General features: G+C 72.1%; 16 protein-coding genes. 15 read left to right on the forward strand and 1 reads right to left on the reverse strand.

Translation table 11 applies throughout. From position 1 onward, the window contains the following. Positions 1-74: 74 nt before the first annotated feature. A complete protein-coding gene (lexA, locus tag ACWGB8_RS07220; RefSeq protein WP_452211124.1) occupies positions 75-860 on the reverse strand; it encodes a transcriptional repressor LexA in 786 nt (261 codons plus the stop codon). Positions 861-1,321: 461 nt separating this feature from the next. Between lexA and nrdR the strand changes: the two genes are divergently transcribed. The 15 genes from nrdR to ACWGB8_RS07295 all read left to right on the forward strand — a co-directional run bounded on the left by nrdR (position 1,322) and on the right by ACWGB8_RS07295 (position 21,533). Further along, on the forward strand, positions 1,322-1,819 hold the full coding sequence (gene nrdR, locus ACWGB8_RS07225) for a transcriptional regulator NrdR (RefSeq protein WP_452211095.1): 498 nt from the start codon (positions 1,322-1,324) through the stop codon (positions 1,817-1,819). Between the two features lie 201 nt (positions 1,820-2,020). Then, entirely contained in the window at positions 2,021-4,891 is a 2,871-nt protein-coding gene (locus tag ACWGB8_RS07230; RefSeq protein ID WP_452211097.1) for a vitamin B12-dependent ribonucleotide reductase, read from the forward strand. Positions 4,892-5,040: 149 nt separating this feature from the next. Then, the gene (locus ACWGB8_RS07235; protein ID WP_452211099.1) at positions 5,041-5,280 is read left to right on the forward strand and encodes an RNA polymerase subunit sigma-70; all 240 of its coding nucleotides are present in this window, start codon (positions 5,041-5,043) and stop codon (positions 5,278-5,280) included. A 3-nt stretch (positions 5,281-5,283) separates the two neighbouring features. Further along, complete coding sequence (locus ACWGB8_RS07240; RefSeq protein ID WP_452211101.1) at positions 5,284-5,850, forward strand: Clp protease N-terminal domain-containing protein; 567 nt, start codon at positions 5,284-5,286, stop codon at positions 5,848-5,850. A gap of 348 nt (positions 5,851-6,198) precedes the next feature. Beyond that, entirely contained in the window at positions 6,199-8,007 is a 1,809-nt protein-coding gene (locus ACWGB8_RS07245; RefSeq protein ID WP_452211103.1) for an ATP-binding protein, read from the forward strand. Then, entirely contained in the window at positions 8,007-8,462 is a 456-nt protein-coding gene (locus ACWGB8_RS07250; RefSeq protein WP_452211105.1) for a roadblock/LC7 domain-containing protein, read from the forward strand. Before ACWGB8_RS07245 ends, ACWGB8_RS07250 begins: the two co-directional genes overlap by 1 nt. After that, positions 8,459-8,827 (forward strand): DUF742 domain-containing protein, encoded by a 369-nt coding sequence (locus ACWGB8_RS07255; protein WP_452211107.1) that lies wholly within the window; start codon positions 8,459-8,461, stop codon positions 8,825-8,827. The genes ACWGB8_RS07250 and ACWGB8_RS07255 overlap by 4 nt, the downstream gene beginning before the upstream one ends. Then, positions 8,808-9,515 carry a GTP-binding protein gene (locus tag ACWGB8_RS07260; RefSeq protein WP_452211109.1) on the forward strand — a complete coding sequence of 236 codons (708 nt, stop codon included), beginning with the start codon at positions 8,808-8,810 and terminating at the stop codon, positions 9,513-9,515. The genes ACWGB8_RS07255 and ACWGB8_RS07260 overlap by 20 nt, the downstream gene beginning before the upstream one ends. Beyond that, complete coding sequence (locus tag ACWGB8_RS07265; RefSeq protein WP_452211111.1) at positions 9,512-10,756, forward strand: cytochrome P450; 1,245 nt, start codon at positions 9,512-9,514, stop codon at positions 10,754-10,756. The genes ACWGB8_RS07260 and ACWGB8_RS07265 overlap by 4 nt, the downstream gene beginning before the upstream one ends. 105 nt (positions 10,757-10,861) lie before the next feature. Then, on the forward strand, positions 10,862-12,064 hold the full coding sequence (locus tag ACWGB8_RS07270) for a cytochrome P450 family protein (protein ID WP_452211113.1): 1,203 nt from the start codon (positions 10,862-10,864) through the stop codon (positions 12,062-12,064). Positions 12,065-12,567: 503 nt separating this feature from the next. Then, complete coding sequence (locus ACWGB8_RS07275) at positions 12,568-13,902, forward strand: ABC transporter substrate-binding protein (RefSeq protein WP_452211114.1); 1,335 nt, start codon at positions 12,568-12,570, stop codon at positions 13,900-13,902. A 205-nt stretch (positions 13,903-14,107) separates the two neighbouring features. Next, on the forward strand, positions 14,108-15,115 hold the full coding sequence (locus tag ACWGB8_RS07280; RefSeq protein WP_452211116.1) for a carbohydrate ABC transporter permease: 1,008 nt from the start codon (positions 14,108-14,110) through the stop codon (positions 15,113-15,115). Further along, entirely contained in the window at positions 15,112-16,263 is a 1,152-nt protein-coding gene (locus ACWGB8_RS07285) for a carbohydrate ABC transporter permease (protein WP_452211117.1), read from the forward strand. The genes ACWGB8_RS07280 and ACWGB8_RS07285 overlap by 4 nt, the downstream gene beginning before the upstream one ends. Positions 16,264-16,565: 302 nt before the next feature. Further along, positions 16,566-19,658, forward strand: a complete 3,093-nt coding sequence (locus tag ACWGB8_RS07290) for an Ig-like domain-containing protein (protein WP_452211119.1) — start codon at positions 16,566-16,568, stop codon at positions 19,656-19,658. 231 nt (positions 19,659-19,889) lie between these two features. Then, positions 19,890-21,533 (forward strand): DUF4153 domain-containing protein, encoded by a 1,644-nt coding sequence (locus ACWGB8_RS07295; RefSeq protein WP_452211120.1) that lies wholly within the window; start codon positions 19,890-19,892, stop codon positions 21,531-21,533. Positions 21,534-21,732: the final 199 nt, after the last annotated feature.

The raw sequence follows: 21,732 nt of genomic DNA on the forward strand, positions 1-21,732 counted from the left end.
GCCGGTGATGCCGGGCTGCTGAACCAGGCCCCCCGGAGCCGGTCCCAGCCGGTCCGCAGCCGCCCGGAGCCGGCTCAGAGCCGGCGGAGCACCGCCACGACCTTGCCCAGGATGGTCGCGTTGTCGCCGTTGATGGGCTCGTACGCGGGGTTGTGCGGCATCAGCCAGATCCGCCCGTCCTCGCGCTTGAGGCGCTTCACGGTGGCCTCGCCGTCGATCATGGCGGCCACGATGTCGCCGTTCTCGGCGACCGGCTGGCGGCGGACGGTGACCCAGTCGCCGTCGCAGATGGCCGCCTCGATCATCGAGTCGCCGCGCACGGTGAGCGCGAACAGCTCGCCCTCGCCGACCAGTTGGCGGGGGAGCGGGAAGACGTCCTCGACCGTCTGCTCGGCCAGGATCGGACCGCCCGCGGCGATCCGGCCGACCAGCGGGACGTACGAGGTCGACGGGCGCCCGGCCGTCTCGGCGGTGTTCGGGCGGGCGACCTCGACGCCGCGCACCTCGTAGGCGCGCGGGCGGTGCGGGTCGCGGCGCAGGAAGCCCTTGCGCTCCAGCGCCATCAGCTGGTGGGCGACCGAGGAGGTGCTGGAGAGGCCGACCGCCTGGCCGATCTCACGCATGGACGGCGGGTACCCGCGGCGCTGGACGGAGTCCCGGATGACCTCGATGACGCGCCGCTGGCGTTCGGTCAGGCCGGCCTCGTCGGTGCGGATCCCGGGGGGGCGTCCTGGCATCGAACGGGTCGGTGCCGGGTGGCTGTCGTCGAGGACGGCTGCGTGCTCGATCGGCTGGTCGGGGACGCGGCCCTGGGTCGATACGGCCGTGCCGGTGAGGCGGTGTTCCTCGGTGCGGTCCATGCTGGCGTCCACGCTCTGCTGATTCGTGGTGCGCTGCCCCACCTTGAGCTGGGAGTGTTCCTGCACCGGGATGGTGTTGGTTTCGATGGTGTTCACGGCGGCCCCTCTCGACGGCTTCCCTCTCCCTTTTCCAGCCCAACGGCACCTCCTATCGAAAGGTTGCGCCAAACACACGTTCGAGTGAATTATTCGGGAGTTGGCTGACTCGATCAAGGCTTTGTTGTACATCGATTAACTGTTCGAGTCCGGAACGGCCCCGCGAGGCTCCCGAGGGGCTCCCGGGAGGCTCCCGAGGGTCGACACGCCAGGGGCTGTACTTCCCTCCAATGCCTACATGTAGTGGCTAGAGTCCTCTCCGGTCCCAGGTCTAGTGGTGTCCGGGTGTGATCGGCTTGCCGAAGCGGGGTCTGCATCGCTTAGACTCGACTGGTCCGCACGTCATGCCATGGAGGGATCCTCAGGTGCACTGCCCCTTCTGCCGGCACTCCGACAGCCGTGTTGTCGACAGCCGGACCACCGAGGACGGCAGCTCCATCCGCCGTCGCCGGCAGTGCCCGGACTGCGCCCGCCGCTTCACCACCGTGGAGACGGCCGCGCTGATGGTGATCAAGCGGAGCGGCGTCACCGAACCCTTCTCCCGCGAGAAGGTCATTTCCGGAGTCCGCAAGGCCTGTCAGGGCCGACCGGTCACCGAGGACGCCCTCGCCCAGCTCGGCCAGAAGGTCGAGGAGTGCGTGCGGGCCAGCGGAAACGCCGAGCTCACCACCCACGACGTGGGCCTGGCCATACTCGGACCGCTCAAGCAGCTCGACGTCGTCGCCTTCCTGCGCTTCGCCAGCGTCTACCAGGCGTACGACGGACTCGAAGACTTCGAGGCCGCCATCGCGGAACTCCGCGCCGAGCGGCCCTTCCCCGCGGAGGACGGCACCTGTGTGACCGTCCCCGCCGCCGCGCCCTAAGGCGGGCGAGCGGCAGCGGCCCCCGGGCCGATGCACACCGGCCCCCCGGGGCCCTCGCGTGCCCGAAAACGGTGCGCAGAACATCACAAACCGTGCGTAGGCAGACAGCGGCCTGGCTGCCCGCACACCAGGAGAAGCGAACCAGCGGTGCCCGGAAGTTTCGGGGCACTTTGGGCGTTTGCCCAGGAGGAGGAGCGAGAAGTGACAGACACCACGAGCGGTTCCGCACGCGGGTCGAAGTCCGAGAAGGCCACCGCCAAGGGCGCCGGCAAGGCCCCCAAGGGAGGCCTGCGGATCGAGCGCATCTACACCACCCCTGGCGTCCACCCCTACGACGAGGTCCGCTGGGAGCGCCGCGACGTCGTCATGACCAACTGGCGTGACGGATCGATCAACTTCGAGCAGCGCGGCGTGGAGTTCCCCGACTTCTGGTCGGTCAACGCCGTCAACATCGTCACGTCCAAGTACTTCCGCGGCGCCGTCGGCACCCCGCAGCGCGAGTGGAGCCTCAAGCAGATCATCGACCGCGTGGTGCTCACCTACCGCGCCGCCGGCGAGAAGAACGGCTACTTCGCCACCCCGGGCGACGCCGAGGTCTTCGAACACGAGCTGACCCACGCCCTCCTCCACCAGGTGTTCAGCTTCAACTCGCCGGTCTGGTTCAACGTCGGCACCAAGCAGCCCCAGCAGGTCAGCGCCTGCTTCATCCTGGCCGTCGACGACTCCATGGAGTCGATCCTCGACTGGTACAAGGAAGAGGGCATGATCTTCAAGGGCGGCTCCGGCGCCGGCCTCAACCTCTCCCGCATCCGCTCCTCCAAGGAGCTCCTCTCCTCCGGCGGCAACGCCTCGGGCCCGGTCTCCTTCATGCGCGGCGCCGACGCCTCGGCCGGCACCATCAAGTCCGGCGGCGCCACCCGCCGCGCCGCCAAGATGGTCGTCCTCGACGTCGACCACCCCGACGTCGAGGCCTTCATCGAGACCAAGGTGAAGGAGGAGGAGAAGATCCGCGCCCTGCGCGACGCGGGCTTCGACATGGACCTCGGCGGGGACGACATCACCTCCGTCCAGTACCAGAACGCCAACAACTCGGTCCGCGTCTCCGACGAATTCATGACCGCCGTCGAGAACGGCACCGAATTCGGCCTGCGCGCCCGGATGACCGGCGAGGTCATCGAGACCGTCGACGCGAAGAAGCTCTTCCGCAAGATGGCCGAGGCCGCCTGGGCCTGCGCCGACCCCGGCATCCAGTACGACTCCACCATCAACCACTGGCACACCTGCCCGGAGTCCGGCCGCATCAACGCGTCCAACCCCTGCTCCGAGTACATGCACCTGGACAACTCCAGCTGCAACCTCGCCTCGCTCAACCTGATGAAGTTCCTGCGCGAGGACGACTCGTTCGACGCGGTGACCTTCGCCAAGGTCGTCGAGCTCGTCATCACCGCGATGGACATCTCCATCTGCTTCGCCGACTTCCCCACCGAGAAGATCGGCGAGACCACCCGCGCCTACCGCCAGCTCGGCATCGGCTACGCCAACCTCGGCGCCCTGCTGATGGCCACCGGCCACGCCTACGACAGCGAGGGCGGCCGGGCCCTGGCCGGCGCCATCACCTCGCTGATGACCGGCACCGCCTACCGCCGCGGCGCCGAGCTCGCCGGCGTCGTCGGCCCGTACGACGGCTACGCCCGCAACGCCGCCCCGCACCAGCGGGTCATGAAGCAGCACGCGGACGCCTCGCTGGCCGGCGTCTCGGTCGACGAGCTGGACGCCCCCGTCTGGGCCGCCGCCAACGAGACCTGGACCGACGTACTCCGGATCGGCGCGCAGAACGGCTTCCGCAACGCCCAGGCGTCGGTGCTCGCCCCGACCGGCACCATCGGCCTGATGATGGACTGCGACACCACCGGCGTCGAGCCCGACCTCGCCCTGGTCAAGTTCAAGAAGCTCGTCGGCGGCGGCTCGATGCAGATCGTCAACGGCACCGTCCCGCGCGCCCTCAAGCGCCTCGGCTACCAGGACGAGCAGGTCGAGGCGATCGTCGCCCACATCGCCGAGCACGGCAACGTCGTCGACGCGCCCGGCCTGAAGACCGGGCACTACGAGGTCTTCGACTGCGCGATGGGCGAGCGAGTCATCTCGGCGATGGGCCACGTGCGGATGATGGCCGCGATCCAGCCCTGGATCTCCGGCGCCATCTCCAAGACCGTGAACATGCCCGAGGTCGCCACCGTCGAGGAGATCGAGGAGATCTACTTCGAGGCGTGGAAGATGGGCGTCAAGGCGCTCGCAATCTACCGCGACAACTGCAAGGTCGGGCAGCCGCTCTCGGCCAAGACCAAGGCCTCCGCGAGTGAGTCCAAGACCGAGCAGGCCCCGGCCGCCGCGGTCGAGAAGGTCGTCGAGTACCGCCCGGTCCGCAAGCGCCTGCCCAAGGGCCGTCCCGGCATCACGACCTCCTTCACGGTGGGCGGCGCCGAGGGCTACATGACCGCCAACTCCTACCCGGACGACGGCCTCGGCGAGGTCTTCCTGAAGATGTCCAAGCAGGGCTCGACCCTCGCGGGCATGATGGACGCCTTCTCCATCGCCGTCTCGGTCGGCCTCCAGTACGGCGTGCCGCTGGAGACCTACGTCTCGAAGTTCACCAACATGCGCTTCGAGCCGGCCGGTCTGACCGACGACCCGGACGTGCGGATGGCGCAGTCGATCGTCGACTACATCTTCCGCCGCCTGGCGCTGGACTTCCTGCCGTTCGAGACCCGCTCCGCGCTGGGCATCCACTCCGTCGAGGAGCGCCAGCGCCACCTGGAGACCGGCTCCTACGAGCCGCTGGAGGCCGAGGAGCTCGACACCGAGACCCTCGCCCAGTCCGCCCCCGTGGCCAAGCCCGCCGCCCCGGCGCCCCAGGCCGCCCCGGCCCAGGCCCACAACTCGACCGAGCTGATCGAGATCCAGCTCGGCCTGAACGCGGACGCCCCGCTCTGCTTCTCCTGCGGTACCAAGATGCGCCGCGCCGGCAGCTGCTACCTCTGCGAGGGCTGCGGCTCCACCAGCGGCTGCAGCTGATCCGCTCGAACCCGCTGACCGCGTAGGTCGCCCTCCGGGGCTCTGAGGCGGGGCGAGGACTTCGGTCCTCGCCCCGCCTTTTCGCATGTCCGGGCACTGTGGTGTCAACCAGGGTTGACAGGGTGCGGGTGTCAACCTAGGTTGACGGTATGAGCGAGAGCAGGGAACTCGCGGCGGCGGCGGGCAGTCGGGATCCGGCTGTGGGGCTGCGGGCCGTGCGGGCGCTGCGCGGGCTGGCGGACCGGTTGGAGGGTCTGCAGGTGCGCAATGCGCGGGATCAGGGCTGGTCGTGGCAGGACATCGCGATCTGCCTGGGGGTCAGTCGACAGGCGGTGCACAAGAAGTACGCCCGGCGCGCGGCCGGGGGCGGGGACGAGGACGGAGGCTGAGCGATGTTCGAACGGTTCACGGAGGCGGCGCGGCAGGTCGTGGTCGGCGCGCAGCAGGAGGCGGTGGAGCTCAAGCACGGGCACATCGGGACGGAGCACCTGCTGCTGGCGATCCTGGCCGAGCCCGCGGACCCGGCGGCGGCGGTCCTGGTGGAGGCCGGGCTGGACCACGCCGCCGCGGTGAAGGCGGTGCGGCGGCTGCTCGGACCCGGGGACGACGCGGAGGCGCTGGCCGCGATCGGGGTGGACCTGGGCGCCGTGCGCGAGGCCGTGGAGGCGGCGTTCGGGGAGGGGGCGCTGGACGGTCCGGGGGCCGAGCCCGCACCGCCGCGGCGGCGCGGGTGGTTCCGCTCCGAGTCGTTCGGCAGGCACGTGCCGTTCACGGCGCGGGCGAAGAAGGCGCTGGAGCTGTCCCTGCGGGAGTCGTTGCGGCTGAAGTCCAAGGAGATCGGGTCCGGGCACCTGCTGCTCGGGGTGCTGCGCGAGGGGGACGGGCTGGGGGCCAAGGTGGTCGCCGACCACGGGCTGGACTTCGCCGCCGTGCGGCGGGCGGTGGAGGCCGTGCTCTAGCGGGCCGGTCGGGGGTGCGGCGGTCGAGGGGGAGTGGTCGGCGGGCGGGGTGCGTGTGCTGCGGGCGGCGGGGTGGCCCGGAGTGCGGTAACTGCGGGTGAGTGTCGGGTCGAACGGAAGGGCGGTTTCGCCTGTGCTCCGTCGACGAAGGGGACTGACCGTCAACTCGTCGGTTGAGGGCAAAGCCTGAATGGATATGATCGGCCCACTGCGTGAACCGATCAGCCGCCCGGAGACGTTTCACCACGTCAGCCGGGCGGTCGCGCTTCCGCCCCTGCCCCGCCGTCGGTACCTCCCCCGAACCCCGGATGGTCCCGCCGACACCGTTCGTCGCCGAGGACCGCACAGATGAGAGCACCCGCCAGCCCCGCCGGCGAGCAGACCCGACGACCGGTGGCGCGCATCGCGGCCCTGACGTCGGGCGCCGTACTGCTCGGGGCGGTGGCCGCACCGGTCGGCGTCTCCCGGGCCCTCGACGCCGACCGGCCACTGACCGCCGCAGCGGTCGGCGCGGTCGCCGTGCTCTGGTTCATCGCCGTCGGCGTGGCCGCCACCGTTGCCGCCAAGGCCCGCCGACTGGCCGCCGCACTGGCGGCGCAGCAGGCCGAGACCGACGCCGCGCTCGGTACCGCCCACGCCGCCCAGCAGGCGTACGCCGGGGCCAGGGCCGAGGCGTCCGCGGCCCGTTCCGAGCGCGACCGGGCCCGGGCCGAGGCGGTCCGGGCCGAAGCCGAACTGGTCGCCGCCCGCGCCGAGCTGGACCGGCTGAACGCAGAGGTCGAGGCAGACCGGGAGCGCCGCGCCGAACTGGACCGGATCGCCGACGGGGTGCTGCCCGAGGTGGTGGCGAAGCTCAGGTCAGGTGCGTCCGTGGACCGCGTGCTCGCTGCCCACCGCAGGCACCCCCAGTACCCGCTGCTGCACGCCGTCGCCGAGGAGGTCGCCCGGGGCGAGAAGCTGCGGGCCGCCGCCCTCGCTGTCTGCGCGACCGCCGCCGGACGCGTCCAGGCGCTCGCCACCGGGATGCACGCGGAACTGCGCGAGATGCAGCACCGGCACGACGAGGAGGTGCTCGGCGACCTGCTGCGGCTCGACCACTCGACGGCGCAGGCCGGCCGGATGGCCGACACCATCGCGGTGCTCACCGGTGCCCGGTCGGGCCGGCGCTGGGCGAAGCCGATCGCGGTGGAGTCGGTGCTGCGCGGGGCGCTCGGCCGGATCGGCGCCTACCAGCGGGTGCGGCTGCACAACGCCAGCACCGCCGCGGTGGCCGGCTACGCGGCCGAGGGCGTCATGCACGCGCTGGCCGAACTGCTGGACAACGCGACCAACTTCTCCGCCCCGCCCGCCGAGGTGCACGTCTACGTCGAGGAGGTGCCGGCCGGCCTCGCGGTCTCCGTGGAGGACAGCGGCCTGGGCCTGAACGACAGTTGGCTGCGCCGTGCCGAACGGGCGGTCTCCGCCGAGCCGCTGGACCTCGCCACGCTGTCGGCCGGTACCAGGCTCGGGCTGGCCGTGGTCGGTGCGCTGGCCCGCAAGCACGGGCTGCAGATCTCCTTCCGGCCCTCGGCGCGCGGCGGCACGGGCGTGGTGATGCTGATTCCGGCGCAGCTGGTCACGCACCCCACGCCGGAGTCCGCCCCGGCGCCCGAGCCCGAGCGGCAGCCCGTACCGGCGTCCGCGCGCCCGCAGCTGTCGGCGCCCGCCCCCGTGCGCGCCGTGGAGCGTGCGGTCGAGCGCGGCGTCGGGCGCGTCGGTGAGCGTGCCGCCGAGCGCGCCGGGTCGGCGGCGCCGTCCGGCCCCGGGCTGGCCGCCGCACCGACGCCCGCGGTGACCGACAGCGGCCTGCCGCAGCGCCGGCGCGGCCAGACGCTGGCGGCCGGGACCTCCAGGACCTCGCCCCCCGCCTCCGCGGCCTCCCCGGCCGTGGCGGCCCCCGCCGGGACCGCCCCCGCGCCCCTCTCCCTCCCTGCTGCCCCCGCCGGCACCGGTGCGTCCGACGCGAAGCCCGTCCGGGGCGACGCGGTGAGCGCCGCCGCCCGGTTCGGGGCCTTCCGCAGGGCTGCCCTGCAAGCCCAGAGCGGCGGTGCGCCCACCACACGCCCCGCCGACGACACCCTCACTGACGCTTCCCCCGTCTCCGAGAAGGACTCCTGATGAGCAGCGCAACCGACCGCGACCTCGACTGGCTGTTGGACAACCTGCTGAGCGGTACCCCGGGCGCCCGCCACGCCCTGGTGCTGTCGGCCGACGGCCTCAAGCTCTGCCACACCGCCGGGCTCACCACCGACCAGGCCGACCAGTTGGCCGCGATCGCCTCCGGCATGCAGAGCCTGGCGCACGGCGCGTCGATCGAGTTCGGCGACGGCAGCGGCGGCGTGCGGCAGTCGATGACCGAGTTCCACGGCGGCATCCTGTGCATCGTGGCGGCCGGCGAGGGTGCCCACCTGGCCGTGGTGACCGACGACGAGGCGGACGTGGGCGTGGTCGGCCACAACATGCACGGCCTGATCGAGCAGATCGGCGTCCACCTGAGCGCCCCGGCGCGCGAGCCCGGGGCCGAGGCCGGTGACGGGTCCGGCGCCGAGGCCGATGAGAGCGCCCGGGCATGAGCGCCGGGCCGGTCCTGCCGGGTCGTGACGACGATCCGGACCGCCTCTACACCATCACCCGGGGCCGCAGCCGGTCGCCGGAGAACGCCTTCGATCTGGTCACCCTGATCGTGGCCGAGCGGGAGCCCGCGCCCGGCATGCAGTCCGAGCACGTGCGGATCCTGCGGATGTGCGAAGCCCCGACCGCGGTGGTGGAGATAGCCGCCGAACTGGCGCTGCCCGTCTCGGTGGTGAAGATCCTGCTCGGCGATCTGCTGGAGACCCGGGCGATCACCGCCCGCCATCCCAGGTTCGCGCCGAACAAGGCGAAGCTGCCCGATCTCGACACGTTGAAGCAGGTGCTCCATGGACTCCAACGGCTCTGAGCTGCCGGTCGCCCGCGCCGGGCTGCCGTCCGGACGCACCCCGCTGCGCAGCACCGCCGACAACGCGCTGAAGATCGTCGTGGTCGGCGGGTTCGGCGTGGGCAAGACCACGCTGGTGGGTGCGGTCAGTGAGATCCGTCCGCTGACCACCGAGGAGACGATGACCAAGGCGGGCGAGGGGATCGACGACCTCTCGGGCGTCCGGAGCAAGCGCTCCACCACGGTCGCGTTCGACTTCGGCCGCATCACGCTGTCGGAGAGCCAGGTGCTCTACCTGTTCGGCGCGCCCGGGCAGGAACGTTTCTGGTTCCTCTGGGACCGCCTCTTCACCGGTGCCCTCGGCGCGGTCGTGCTGGTCGACACCCGGCGCCTGGCGGACTCCTGGTACGCCATCGACCGGCTGGAGCACCACGGCACCCCGTTCATCGTGGCGCGCAACAACTTCGACGAGCCCACCCACACCCTCGACCAGGTCCGCGAGGCGCTGGACCTGCCGCCCGAGGTGCCGCTGGTCGACTGCGACGCCCGCGACCGCGAGTCCGGCAAGCAGGTGCTGATCGAACTGGTCCGCCACCTGGCCGCCCGGGTGGAGGCCGCCGCGGCCGAGCCCGGCGCGGTGTCCGCCTCCGGGCACCCCGCAGCCGAGCGGCCCGCCGCCACCGCCCCGTACGAGGAGAGCACCCAGTGACCGAGCCCGCCGCCACCCCGCCCCCGGGCTGCCCGGCGCACGCCGGCGCCACCCCGCTGTACGGGCCGCGCTTCCAGACCGACCCGTCGCAGGTCTACCGCGAGATGCGGGCCGACCACGGCCCCGTCGCCCCGGTCGAACTGGCCGGCGGCGTCCCCGCCTGGCTGGTCATCGGCTACCGCGAACTGCAGCAGGTGACCGCCCAGCCGCAGCTGTACGGCCGCGACTCCACCCGCTGGAACGCCTGGCCGAGCATCCCCGAGGAGTGGCCGCTCAAGCCGATGATGGCGCCCGTGCCGTCGATCCTCTACGCCGAGGGCGTGGAGCACCGCCGCCGCTCCAGTGCGGTCACCGACGCGCTCGCCGCGATCGACCCGTACGAGCTGCGCAAGCACTGCGAGGAGGTCGCGGACCGGCTGATCGACGAGTTCGCCGGGCGCGGCGAGGCGGACCTCGTCGCCGAGTACGCCCACCGGATGCCGCTGCTGGTGCTCTGTCGCCTGCTCGGACTGGGCGAGGAGCAGGCGCCGGTCCTGATCGAGGGCCTGCTGACCATGCTCGACGGCGGCCCGGACGCCCCGGCCGGCGCCCAGCGGCTGCTCGCGGTGATGCTCGAACTCGTGCGGGAGAAGGAGGAGTTCCCCGGCCACGACCTGGCCTCCTCGATGCTGCAGCACGCGGCCGGCCTCACCCACGAGGAGGTCATGCGCGACCTGCGGGTGCTGCTCATCGCGGGCCACCAGCCGTGCTCGTACTGGATCTCCAACGCCATGCGGCTGATGCTGACCGACGAGCGGTTCGCCGCCTCGCTGTCGGGCGGGCGGCGGAGCGTGAGCCAGGCGCTGAACGAGGCGCTCTGGGAGGACACCCCGACGCAGATCTTCGCGGGTCGCTGGGCCACCAGGGACACCCAGCTGGGCGGGCAGCGGATCGCCGCGGGCGACATGGTGCTGCTCGGGCTGGCCGGGGCCAACGCCGATCCGTCGGTGCGCGGCGCGGACGGCCGTCCGGCCGAGGGCAACCGGGCGCACATGAGCCACTCGTACGGCGAGCACGGCTGCCCGTTCCCGGCGCAGGAGGCCGCCGAGGTGATGGCGACGACGGCGATCGAGGTCCTGCTCGACCGGCTGCCCGACCTGCGGCTCGCGGTCGCCGAGCACGCGCTGGTGTGGCGGCCGTCGGCGTGGGTGCGCGGGCTGGTGGCGTTGCCGGTCGCGTTCACCCCGGGTTACGTCCTCTGAGCGTCGGCCCCGACGCCGCGCGGACGCCGTTCGGACGCCGCGCGGAGGCCGTGCGGACGCCGTGCGGGGTCTGCCCCCGAACCGAATCGAAGGAGAGCTGTGCCGATGACCGCCCCGATCGTCCTCGACCCGCTGGCACGGGACAACGCCGCCGAGGGGGCGCTGCTGCGTGCCGCGGGCCCGGCGGTGCCGGTGGAACTGCCCGGCGGGGTCGCCGCCTGGGCGGTGACGCAGCACGCCGCCGCGCGTGAGCTGCTGACCGATGCGCGGCTGGTGAAGGACGCCGCGCACTGGGCGGCGTTCCAGCGCGGCGACGTGCCGAAGACCTGGCCGCTGATCGGCCTGGCGGTGCCGGGCCCGAGCATGGTGACCACCGACGGTGCCGAGCACCGGCGGCTGCGGGCGCTGGTGGCGCAGGCGTTCACCCCGCGCCGGGTGGAGCTGATGCGCCCCCGCGTCGAGGAGGTGACCGGGGAGCTGCTGGACGCCCTGGCGGCGGGGGAGCGGGAGGTGGACCTCAAGTCGGCGTTCGCCTTCCCGCTGCCGATGACGGTGATCTGCTCGCTGCTCGGGGTGCCGGAGTCCGATCACGCCCATCTGCGGGACCTCTACGAGCGGTTCTTCGGGATCCGCCCGAACCCGGAGGGCATCCAGGCGACGATCGCCGGCCTGAACGCCTTCGTCAACGACGTGGTGGCGCAGCGGCGGGCGCGGCCGGGTGACGACCTGGCGAGCGCGCTGCTGGCGGCGGACGTCGAGGGCGGCGGGCTGAGCGACGCGGAGGCGGCGGCCACCCTGCGGGTGATCATCGCGGCGGGCCACGAGACGACGGTCAACCTGATCGCCAACGCGGTGCAGGCGCTGCTGACCCATCCGGAGCAGCTGGCGCTGGTCCGCTCGGGCGAGGTGGGCTGGGACGCGGTGGTCGAGGAGTCGCTCCGCTGGACGCCGCCGACCAGCAACTTCCTGTTCCGGTTCACGACCGAGGACGTGAAGGTCGACGACGTGGTGATCCCGAAGGGTGAGCCGGTGCTGATCTCGTACAACGCGATCGGGCGGGACGCCGGGCAGCACGGGGAGACGGCGGAGCTGTTCGACGTCCGGCGGGAGCCGATCCGGCACCTGTCGTTCGGACACGGTCCGCACGTCTGCCCGGGTTCGCCGCTGGCGCGGCTGGAGGCGGGGGTGGCACTGCCGGCGCTGTTCGAGCGGTTCCCGGAGCTGGCGCTGGGGGTGCCGGCGGAGGAGCTGCGGCCGAGCGGTTCGCTGGTCGTCAACGCGTTGAAGGAGTTGCCGGTCCGGCTGTGACCGGTGCCGTGCGGCGGCGGTCGGCGGGTCCTGCGGGGTTCCGGCCGGCCGCCGCTCGCGTTCCGCCGGGGGCAGGGCGGGGGTGGGCGTCGGGGGTGGGCGGGGCGCCTCGGTCCGGGTGGGGTGGTGCGGCCGCGGGGAGACGGGCACCGGCCCTGCGGACGGGTCACGAGTGCGGCACGTGCGGGTGAAGGTCGCACGCGGACCTTGGCGGAGGATGGCGGCTGGGCTACCGTCGACGGATCGGCCGTGCGGTCCGCCGCTCGTCCGGCCCACTGTCGATCTCCGGTACAGCGCAATGTCGTTCTGTCTTACTGCTGGCGCTCGCCGCCCTGGCAAGGAGGACCGCATTGACCCCCATCCCGAACCCGTCGTCCGCCGCGTCGTCCGCATCGACCGTGCCGTCCGCCCCGTCCGCATCCGGTGTGCCGTTGGGATCGACCGCGCCGCCCGTGCGCGCCCCGCGCCTCGCCCGGTCCGCAGGCCGCCGCCGGAGACTGGCGGTGCCGGCCCTGCTGGCGGCGCTGGCGCTGACCGCGGCGTGTTCCAACACCTCGGACGACTCGGGCGGCGGTGGATCCGGTACGGCCGCGACGCTCACCGGTGACTGTGCCAAGTTCCAGCCGTACGCGGGGCATTCGGGCAGCAAGGTGACGATCTTCGCCTCGATCCGCAGCCCGGAGTCGGACAACCTGGAGAAGTCCTGGGCGGACTTCAGCCGTTGCACCGGCATCAGGATCGTCTACGAGGGCACCTCGGACTTCGAGTCCCAGTTGCCGGTGCGGGTGGCGGGCGGCAACGCCCCGGACTTCGCGATCATCCCGCAGCCGGGGCTGCTGGCCCAGATGGTCAAGAGCGGGAAGGTGGTCAAGCCGCCCGCGCAGACGGTCGCCAACCAGGAGAAGTGGAGCCCGGTCTGGAAGACCTACGGCTCGGTGAACGGCACCTTCTACGCGGCGCCGATGAGCGCCAACATGAAGTCGCTGGTCTGGTACTCGCCGAAGGCGTTCAAGCAGTCCGGGTACGAGGTGCCGAAGACCTGGGCCGAGCTGATGGCCCTGAGCGACCGGATCGCCCGGGCGGGCGGCGGAAAGCCCTGGTGCGGGGGCATCGCCTCGGGCACGGCCACCGGCTGGCCGGCCACCGACTGGCTGGAGGAGGTGGTGCTCGGGACGTACGGCGGCGAGGTGTACGACCAGTGGGTGAGCCACCAGGTGAAGTTCTCCGACGAGAAGATCACCACGGCGATGCGGACCGTCGCCGACTGGATGCAGAACCCGGCCTGGGTCAACGGCGGCTACGGCGACGTGAAGTCGATCGCCACCACGACGTTCCAGGACGCGGGTGCGCCGATCCTGACCGGCAAGTGCTACATGCTCCAGCAGGCGTCCTTCTACCAGGCGCAGTGGCCGCAGGGCACGAAGATCGCCGAGGACGGCGACATCTTCGCCTTCCGGCTGCCGGCGGTGAACCCGGCGATCGCGAACCCGGTGGAGGGCGGCGGCGAGTTCGTCACGGCGTTCTCCGACCGGCCCGAGGTGCAGGCGGTGCAGAACTACCTGTCCAGTTCGGACTGGGCCAGCAGCCGGGTGAAGACCGCCACCGGCTGGGTGTCGGCGAACCAGGGCGTGGACAAGTCGCTGTACACGGACCCGATCGACAAGCTCTCCGCCGCGGCCCTCACCGACCCGTCGGCGACCTTCCGCTTCGACGCCTCCGACCTGATGCCGGCCGCGGTCGGCGCCGGGCAGGAGTGGAAGTCGCTGACCGCGTGGTTCGCCGAGGGCCAGTCCATCCAGAAGACGGCCGCGGACATCGACGCGGCCTGGCCGAGGTGACGGCGGCCGTTCCAGGGACCACCTGCCGAGGGCGGTGCGGGGCCACCCACCCGCACCGCCCGCCCCTCCCCGTGGCACCGTGCCGCGTGCGCCGCCCGGCTCCGCCGCGGGCGGGCCTGGCGGTGCGCTCCTCCGACCGCTCGGTCCCCTCGCACCGTTCCCACCGTCCCGTCCCCACCGTCCCCACCGGAAAGGACGAACAGCCATGCCCGTACCCGACGCGGTGCTGACCGCGGGTGCCTGGGACGACGCGGCGATCAAGTTCGGCAACGGCCTGGGCGCGATCGCCGGCTTCCTCGGCATCCTGCTGCTGGTCTTCTTCGCCGCCGGCCGGGCCACCGGCCGGATCGCCCGTCCGCTCGCCGCCGCGGTCTTCCTCGGGCCGGCCGCCCTGCTGCTCCTGGTCGGCCTGGTCGTCCCACTGGTCCGCACGGTCTACCTCAGCCTGTACAGCGACGACAGCAGCCGCTTCGTCGGCGGGGAGAACTTCGGCTGGGCGCTGACCTCCGACACCATCCGTGAGGTCCTGCTGACCACGGGGCTCTGGCTGGTGGTCGCCCCGCTGGCCGCCACCGGGCTCGGCCTGCTGCTGGCCCTGCTGGTGGACCGGATGCGCGGGCAGGCGGTCTACAAGTCGCTGATCTTCATGCCGATGGCGATCTCGCTGGTCGGCGCGTCGATCATCTTCAAGTTCGTCTACGAGTCCCGCGACCCCTCGCAGCAGCAGATCGGCCTGCTGAGCCAGCTCGCCATCTCGCTCGGCTGGGAGAACCCGCCGAACTGGATGCTCGCCCAGCCGCTCAACACCTTCCTGCTGATGGCGGTGATGGTCTGGGTGCAGACCGGCTTCGCGATGGTGGTGCTCTCCGCCGCGATCAAGGCGATCCCCGACGAGGTCACCGAGGCGGCCCGGCTGGACGGGGCGAGCGGCGTGCGGCTGTTCTGGTACGTCACGGTGCCGATGATCCGCACCACGGTGGTCGTCGTGCTCACCACGGTCATGATCACCACGCTGAAGGCGTTCGACATCGTCCGCACCATGACCGGGGGCAACTTCGGCACCCAGGTGCTCGCCAACGAGATGTACTCGCAGTCGTTCGTGCAGTTCGACACCGGGCGGGGCAGCGCACTCGCGGTGATCCTCTTCCTCGCGGTGCTGCCGCTGGTGGCCTACAACATCGTCCAGCTGCGCAAGGAGCGTGAGGTCCGATGAGCGGGCACGGGCAGAGCGGCGACGGACAGCGCGGCGACGGCGCCCCGAACACCTCGAACACCCCGGAGACCCCGAACACCCCGGAGACCCCGACGACCCCGACGACCCCGACGACCCCGACGACCCCGGCGACCCCGGCGACCCCGGCGACCCCGAACACCCCGGAGTCGCCGGAGAAGGACGCGGCGAAGACCGGCGTCCGCGCCCGCGGGCTGCGCGAACGGCGTGCGGACGGCTCCGGCGGGCAGCCGGGGGCGGTGCGGAAGGCGTTCAGCAGTCCGCTCGCCTCGGTCTTCGTGATCGCGGTGACCGTCCTGTGGACCATCCCCACCCTGGGCCTGCTGGTGACCTCGCTGCGCCCCAAGCAGGACGTCACGGCCGACGGCTGGTGGAACGTCTTCAGCGACCCCGGCCTGGGTTTCGGCAACTACCACACGGTGCTGTTCGAGGGCGTGTCCGGCAGTTCCAGCGGGCTGATGCCGTTCCTGGTGAACTCGCTGGCCATCAGCATCCCGGCCACCCTGTTCCCGCTGGTCCTGGCGGCGATGGCGGCGTACGGGCTGGCGTGGGTGCGGTTCCGGGGCAGCGACACGGTGTTCTTCGTGATCTTCGCGTTGCAGGTGGTGCCGATCCAGATGGCGCTGATCCCGCTGCTGCAGCTGTTCTCGGACGGGGTGCACCTGGGGTCGGTGGCGGTGATCCCGGCGGTCGACCTGCGGGGCACCTACGCGCCGGTCTGGCTGGCGCACACGATGTTCGCGCTCCCGCTGGCGATCTTCCTGCTGCACAACTTCATCGCGCAGCTGCCGCGGGACCTGATGGAGGCGGCGGTCGTCGACGGGGCCTCGCACTTCAAGATCTTCCGCTCGATCGTGCTGCCGCTCTGCACCCCGGCGCTGGCCTCCTTCGCGATCTTCCAGTTCCTCTGGGTCTGGAACGACCTGCTGGTGGCGCTGACCTTCGCGGGCGGTACGGCGGACGTGGCGCCGATGACGGTCCGGCTGGCGCAGCTGTCGGGTTCCTTCGGCGGCCGGTGGGAGCTGCTGACGGCGGGTGCCTTCCTGTCGATCCTCATTCCGCTGGCGGTGTTCTTCGCGCTCCAGCGGTACTTCGTCCGGGGTCTGCTGGCGGGTTCGGTGAAGGGCTGAACCCCGGGCCCGGCGGGGTGCGGCAACGGCGTCGGCCGAGCAGCGGTGACGTCGCTGGTCGGGCAACGGCAACGGTGAGGGCCGAGCGGTGACGGCGCAGGTCGAGCGACGGCAACCGTGCAGGTCGAGCAACGGTGACGGCAGGGTCAAGGGTTGGCGCACATTCGCCGGGGAATGTGCCGAATCGGAGGACACGAAGGGGACGTTGAGGGTACACCCGTGGGAGGCACTGGGCCGGAGCAGGGCAGGGGGCGGTCATGGCACGGACGGGCATTCGACGATGGCGCGGCAGAGTCGGGGGCGTGCTGGCCGCCTTCGGCACGGTGGTGGCACTGGTGGCGGGCCCCGGGGCCGCGCCCGTGGCGGCCGCACCCGCGACCCTGGGCAACACCGCGGTGGGACCGTCCACCGACACCGGGGACTCCCACTACCTCAACGCCTCCCGGTACGTCACCGGTGCGGCGGGCGGCACGGTCACCAGCATCAGCGTCCACGTCGGCGCCGTCGCCGCGGCGCCCAACAACCAGTACCAGGTGGCGATCTACCGCGACAACGGCGGCAGCCCGGGCACACTGCTCGCCTCCAGCGCCGCGGCCGTGCTCACCGCCGACAGCTGGAACACCGTTCCGCTGACGGCCGCGCTGAGCCCCAGCACGCCGTACTGGCTGGCCTACAACACCAACGGCACCGGCCCGGCCGTCAACAACCTGCACTACAGCGCCGGCGGCACGAGCGCGTACGGCAACGGCGGCCGGACGTACGGCAGCTGGCCGACCGACTTCGGGCCGGTCTCGACGAGCGGGCTGAGCTTCTCGATCTACGCGAGCTACGACGCCGAGGAGCCGCCGCCGCCCCCGGCGCCGGGGGCCGGTCCGGGGGCAGAGGGGCCGGTGCTGCTGGTCACCGATCCGGCCAACCCGTACACCCGCTACCTCGCGGAGATCCTCAAGGCCGAGGGCCTCAACCACTTCAAGCAGGTCGACCTCTCCGCCGTCACCAGCTCGCTGCTCGCCTCGCACGACCTGGTGCTGCTCGGCGAGACCCCGCTGACCACCGCCCAGGTGTCGATGTTCACCACCTGGACCAACGCCGGCGGACGGCTGATCGCGATGCGCCCCGACAAGAAGCTGGCGCCGCTGCTCGGCCTGACCGCGGCCACCGGCACCCGCGGCGACTCCTACCTCAAGGTCGCCACCGGCGCGGCCCCCGGCGCCGGGATCACCGCCGACACCATGGGCTACCACGGCGCCGCCGACCTCTACACGCTGAACGGCGCCACCGCCGTCGCCACCCTGTACAGCAACGCGAGCACCGCGACCGCCAACCCGGCGGTCACCCTGCGCACCGCGGGCTTCGGCCGGGCCGCCGCGTTCACCTACGACCTGGCGAAGTCGGTGGTCCAGACCCGCCAGGGCAACGTCGCCTGGGCCGGACAGCAGCGCGACGGCACCGACAGCTTCGAGGCCAGCGAGATGTTCTTCGGCACCGGCGGGCAGCCCGACTGGAACGACCTCGACAAGGCGATCATCCCGATCGCCGACGAGCAGCAGCGACTTCTCGCCAACCTGATCACGCACATGGACGCCTCGAAGAAGCCGCTGCCCCGCTTCTGGTACTTCCCGCGGGACGTCAAGGCGGTGGTCGTGATGACCGGCGACGACCACGCCGTCGGCGGCACCGCCGGCCGCTGGGACAGCTACGTCGCGCAGAGCCCGCCCGGATGCAACGTGGCCAACTGGGAGTGCATCCGCGCCTCCTCGTACATCTACACCGACGCCCCGCTGACCCCCGCCCAGGCGAAGGCGTACACCGACCAGGGATTCGAGGTCGGGGTGCACATCACCACCGACTGCCGCCCCTGGGGCAGCCCGGCCGACCTGCAGTCGGTCTACGCCGACCAGATCGGCCAGTGGCGGGCCAAGTACCCGTCGCTGCCCAACCCGTCGAGCAGCCGCACGCACTGCGTGGAGTGGGACGACTGGGCGACCCAGGCCAAGACCAAGCGCGCCAACGGCATCCGGCTGGACACCGATTACTACTACTACCCGTCCTCCTTCGTGCAGGACCGGCCCGGGTACTTCAACGGCACCGCCCAGATCATGAAGTTCGCCGACACCGACGGCAGCGTGATCGACACCTACCAGGCGACCACCCAGCTCACCGACGAGTCCGGCCAGTCCTACCCCGGCACCGTCAACACCCTGCTGGACGCCGCCTACGGCAGCAAGGGCTACTACGCGGCGCTCACCGCCAACATCCACACCGACTTCGCGGCCTCCGGCGCCTCCGACGCCGTCATCTCCGCCGCCAAGGCCCGCGGCGTCCCGGTGGTCTCCGGCCGCCAGATGCTCACCTGGCTGGACGCGCGCAACGGCTCGGCGTTCAGCAAGCTGGCCTGGAACAACAACAAGCTGACCTTCGACATCACCGGCGGCGCCACCGGCCTGCGGGCCATGGTGCCGGTCTCCTCGGCCTCCGGCACCCTGCTCGGCATCAGCTCGGGCGGCCAGGCGGTCCCGTACCGGATCGAGACGGTCAAGGGCGTCGCGTACGCGTTCTTCAACGGCGCGGTCGGCTCCTACACCGCCAGCTACGGGCAGGACACCACCGCACCCACCGTCACCGGCACCACCCCGGCCGGCGGTGCCACCGGGGTCGCGCCGACCTCGCCGGTGCGCTTCTCGCTCAGCGAGCCGCTGAACCCGTCCAGCGTGGGCGCCGGGTCGGTGACCCTGCGCACCGCCGGCGGGGCGCAGGTCGCCGGGACGGTCGCCTACGACTCGGCGACCAACGGGGTCGTCTTCACGCCCGGTGCCGAACTCGCCCTGACCACCGGCCACACCGCGACCCTCCAGGGGGTCAGGGACACCTCGGGCAACACCCTGGCGAGCCCCTACGCGTTCTCCTTCACCACCTCCGGCGCGCCGCCGAAGACGATCGGGAACAGCGTGGTCGGCTCGCTGCTCGACGACACCGACTCCAACCACCTCAACGGGAGCCGGATCACCACCGGCGCCGCACCCGTCCCGCTCGACTCGCTGAACGTGCACGTGGGCGCGGTGAGCGCGGCCCCCAACAACCGGTTCCAGGTGGCCGTCTACACCGACGAGGGCGGCTCGCCCGGCACCCTGGTCACCTCCACCGCCACCGGCACCCTGACCGCCAACGGCTGGAACACCGTCCCGGTGGACGTGACGCTGGCCGCCAACACCTCGTACTGGCTGGTCTACAACACCAACGGCACCAGCTCGGCGGTCAACAACATGAACTACTCGACCGGCCCGGTGGGGCAGGGCGCGTACAGCAACACGGTCGTGCCGTTCGGCACCTGGCCGGCGACCTTCGGGCCGGCGGTGAAGAGCTCGCTCGTCTACTCGCTGTACGGGACGTACTGACGGTCTGCGCGCCGGGCGCCGGCTGTAGCTCTGCGCACCTGGTGTCGGCTGCGGCTCTGCGGGGTTGTGTCACAGGTGTGTGACACAACCCCGCAGAGGCATTTTTGAACCTGTTCAGAATGCTCTAGAGTCATCCTCGGTCGCGGCGCTGATCAGCGCCGTTCGGCGGACTGCCCCAAGGGCGGCTTCCGCATGCCCTAGCACTGAGGGGGACTCATGTCCGGAAATCCCATGCCCGCTTCCGCTCCGCAGCCGCCCGGCCCCGAGCGCGCACCGGGCGCTGCGGGCGCACCGGGGCCCGGAGGCGCGCCCGGAGCGCCGTTCGCCGACCCCTACCGGCCGCTGGGCGGCATGGCCGTGCCCCAGCCGTTCGCGTGGCTGCGCCCCAGCGCCCCCGGCGAGCGCGCTCCCGCCGCACCCCGGGTGATCGGCGCCGCCGCCCTCGTCGGCCTGCTGACCGCCTGGATGCTCCCCGACGGACTCGGCGTCAACCTGCTGCTCCTCGCCCTCGCCGCGGCCGTCGGCGCCGGACTCGCCGCCCGCTCGGCCGGCCGCAGGCTCCACCCCTGGACGGCCACCTGGAGCCTGCTCGCGCTCGCCCTGCTCGCCGTGCCCGCGCTGTACGACGCCGGCTGGCCCACCGTGCTGTCGTTCTTCTGCGCACTCGGCCTGGCCTCACTGGCCGTGCACGGGGGCAAGCGCTGGAGCGGCGTCCTGCTCGCCCTGCCCGGAGTCCTCTGGCACCTCGTCCCCGGACTGCTCTGGGCCCGGAACGGCCTGCGCGGCGCCGGTGCGCCCGGACGCGGCAAGGTCGTACCGGTACTCAAGGCGGTCGTGGTCGCCGCCGTGCTGCTCCTCGTGTTCGGCGCGCTCTTCTCCAGCGCCGATGCCGCCATGGCCGACGTCCTGGACAGCCTCACCCCCAGCATCGAGTTCGGCGAACTGCCCGTGCGCTTCGTCCTCTTCATGCTCGGCCTGGCCACCGCACTCGGCTTCGCCCGGATCGCGGCCGCGCCGCGGCGCTGGGACCGCACCGTCGTCAAGCCCGGACGCGAGCGCGGCCGACTGGAGTGGGCCCTGCCGCTGACCGCGCTCAACCTGCTGTTCGGCGCCTTCGCCGTCGTCCAGGCCGTGGTGGTGCTCGGCGGCGGCGACTCCATCGTGCGGAGCACCGGCATGAGCCGCTCCGAGTACGCCCGGCAGGGCTTCTGGCAGCTGGTCACGATCACGGTGCTGACGCTGGTCGTGGTCGCCGTCGCCAAGCGCTGGGCCCCCCGCACCACCGAGTCCGACCGTCGGCTGGCCACCCTGCTGGTCGGCTCGCTCTGCGTGCTCACCCTCACCGTCGTCGCCTCGGCGCTCGGCCGCATGTGGTACTACGTGGACGCCTCCGGGCTCACCCAGCTGCGCCTCTGGGTGCTGGTGGTGGAGATCTGGCTCGGCGTGGTCTTCGTCCTGCTGATCGTCGCCGGACTGCTCCACAAGGCCGCCTGGCTGCCGCGCACCGTCCTGCTCAGCGGCATGGTCACCGCCGCCGTCTACGGACTGATGGGCCCGGACGCGATCATCGCCGAGCAGAACGTCGCCCGCTTCGAGCGCACCGCCCAGATCGACCTGCGCAACGTCCGCTCCCTCTCGCTCGACGCGGTCCCCGCGCTCGACCGGCTCACCGGCGACCACCGGACCTGCGCACTGGAACTGATCCGCTTCGACCTCGACGACAAGCCCCGCCCCTGGTACGCCACCAGCCTCGCCGAGTCCCGGGCCCGGGACGTGTTCCGGAAGCGCCCGGTGTTGGAGCACAGCGCGAGCCGCCTCTCGGGTGCCTGCATGCGGGCCGGCCTGCCAAGCTCGTACAACGACTACCGCTACTGATCCTGCGCCGGTCCGGGGGCGGTGCGGGCTCGTGCGGGCCCGGACTGGGGGTGGTGCGGGGGGGGGGTGGGTGCGGTGCGGTGCGGGGGTGGCCGGAACCCTGGGCGCCTGGAACCCTGGGTGCCGAACGCCGAACGCCGAACGCCGAACGCCGAACGCCGAACGGCTGCGGGCCGGTCGGGAGAGTGATCTCCCGACC

Source organism: Kitasatospora sp. NPDC054939 (assembly GCF_053610105.1).